Origin of the sequence: Streptacidiphilus neutrinimicus (assembly GCF_000787815.1) — a bacterium.
In the GTDB taxonomy this organism is placed as follows: domain Bacteria; phylum Actinomycetota; class Actinomycetes; order Streptomycetales; family Streptomycetaceae; genus Streptacidiphilus; species Streptacidiphilus neutrinimicus.
Genome location: NZ_BBPO01000060.1, coordinates 3,265 through 5,253 on the forward strand (window position 1 = coordinate 3,265; position 1,989 = coordinate 5,253).

The 1,989-nt window shown below is 73.9% G+C and carries 2 protein-coding genes and 1 pseudogene; 2 read left to right on the plus strand and 1 reads right to left on the minus strand.

The window, feature by feature from the left end:
• A pseudogene (locus tag TR48_RS43705) lies at positions 1-421 on the minus strand (GNAT family N-acetyltransferase); the annotation flags it as partial.
• A 206-nt stretch (positions 422-627) separates the two neighbouring features.
• On the opposite strand from TR48_RS43705, the gene TR48_RS29155 reads away from it, so the two are divergent.
• Together TR48_RS29155 and TR48_RS29160 are read left to right on the plus strand one after the other, a co-directional pair.
• A complete protein-coding gene (locus TR48_RS29155) occupies positions 628-1,329 on the plus strand; it encodes a hypothetical protein (protein WP_042372898.1) in 702 nt (233 codons plus the stop codon).
• Positions 1,330-1,353: 24 nt separating this feature from the next.
• Positions 1,354-1,914 carry a SigE family RNA polymerase sigma factor gene (locus tag TR48_RS29160; RefSeq protein ID WP_042372900.1) on the plus strand — a complete coding sequence of 187 codons (561 nt, stop codon included), beginning with the start codon at positions 1,354-1,356 and terminating at the stop codon, positions 1,912-1,914.
• Positions 1,915-1,989 lie beyond the last annotated feature (75 nt).

Here is a 1,989-nt window from a genome sequence, read left to right on the forward strand (position 1 = left end):
GCCCCGGCTCGGTCACCTCACCGAGCCGGAACAGGCGCTCGGCGCGGAACACCCGCCAGTCCCGGCCGGTGGCCGCCGCGTAGGCGCGCACGGTGGCGTCCTCGCCGATCGCCGTCGTGACCGGCCCGAGCACCGCCGCGAGCGCCCGCGCGGACTCCGCGTCCATGACGCTGAGCAGCGGCCCGCGCGGCGGCGTCTGCACGAAGGCAGCGACCACCCTCCCGTCGGGACCGGGACGCCAGCCGAACCGCGCGGGCCGGTCGGCGTCGAAGGCGAACGGCCCGCGCTGTCGGACCGTCTCACTGACCGTCAACAGCACGGTGTTGGCCGCCGGGTCCGCCGCGAGGCAGGCGTCGGCCGCGGCGCGGAACTCCTCCACGTCCTCGGTCAGGCGCCAGTCGGTGCGTTCCGTTCCCGTCATGTCCGCTCCCCCGTCCGTCGATGCACCGTCCGTCGATGCACCGCCCGTCCATGCACCGTCCGTCTACGAGCCCGACGTTCCACCGTGTGCAGCCTATCGCCGCCGATCTCGTGCAACCCTGCGGCGTCGCGCCGGAGTAGAGAGGGCGGGAGGGAGCCGGGGGGCTCCTTCCTCCTGCCGATTCTCGAAACGATGTGAGGAGTCCTGTGTCTGCCACACAGACCAAGCGGACCCGTTGGAAGGTGCTCGCGGGGGCGGGTGTCGCAGCGGCCGCGGCCACCGGGATCGCCCTGTCGGGCGTCGCCTCCGCCTCCGCAGCGACGGGCGCCACCGTGGCCGCCGCGCGGCCGAGGACGGCGAGCTCCGTGACCACCGCGCACCCGGCGGCGGCCGCCGCGGCCGCGCGCTCGGACGTGTCGAGCGCGCTCGTCGGCCAGGGCCGGATGGGCCAGGTCGCCTGGAAGGTCGAGCTGGAGTACTACCGCCGCCTGCCCGCGGGCTACAAGATCCCCACGCCGCCGCCCGGCTTCCCCGCCCCGGCGTACACGGGGCTGCTGTGCCAGCGGATGTACCTGGGCGGCGTCCGCGTCGACCACCAGGGCGGAACGTGGTCGGACTGCCAGGGCGTGACCGGCCCGACGCAGGCCACCGGCAGCGAGGGCCTGTGGGGTCTGACCGGCAAAGGCACCTCCGGCTACCGGCTGTTCGTCGGCCAGGACGCCCCGCCGGTCGCCTACGCGGTGCTGACGTTCACGAACGGCCGCACCTACCGCGCCAACTCGGTGCATCTGCGGGGAACCGGATTCGACGCGTTCGCCATCCCGATCAGCAAGGGCCAGTACATCCGCAGCGTGGACACGTTCACCGCCGGCGGCAAGCGGCTCAGCCACGAGACCTACTGGCACTGACGGACAGAGCGGGGACGGGCACGCGTGCAGGACGGCACGGCGGCGGCAGCCGGGGGACGGCGCGGCGGCGACGAGGGCTGGGGCGACTTCAGCACTTTCGTGGCCGCCCGCTGGACCGCCCTGGTGCGCACCGCCTATCTGCTCACCGGCGACTTCCACGAGGCCGAGGACCTGGTCCAGGTCACGCTCGTCAAGGTGTATCCGCACTGGCGCGGCCTGCGCGAGGAGACGGCCGACGCCTACGTGCGGCGGGCGCTGGTGAACAACAACCGCAGCCGTCACCGTCGCCGCCGGGTGGCGCACCTGCTCATGCCGTTCGTCCCGGACCGTCCGGCGGCCGACGCCGGGCGGTCCGACGTCGCGGAGCGGGATCTGCTGGTCTCGCTCCTCGCCCGACTGCCGGAGCGGCAGCGGGCGGTCGTGGTGCTGCGGTACTGGGAGGACCTGTCCGCCGAGGAGGTCGCCGATCTGCTCGGCTGCTCGGTCGGCACCGTCAAGAGCCAGGCCTCCCGGGCCCTGGCCAAACTGCGGGAGCATCCCGAGCTCGAGGAGTTCGCACTGACCGGTCTGGGAGCCGAGAGATGAGCGACCGTCAGGACGACGTCGTGGAGCCGCGCCTGGAGGCCACCGTGCGCCGAGCCCTGGACGCGAGCGCGCACC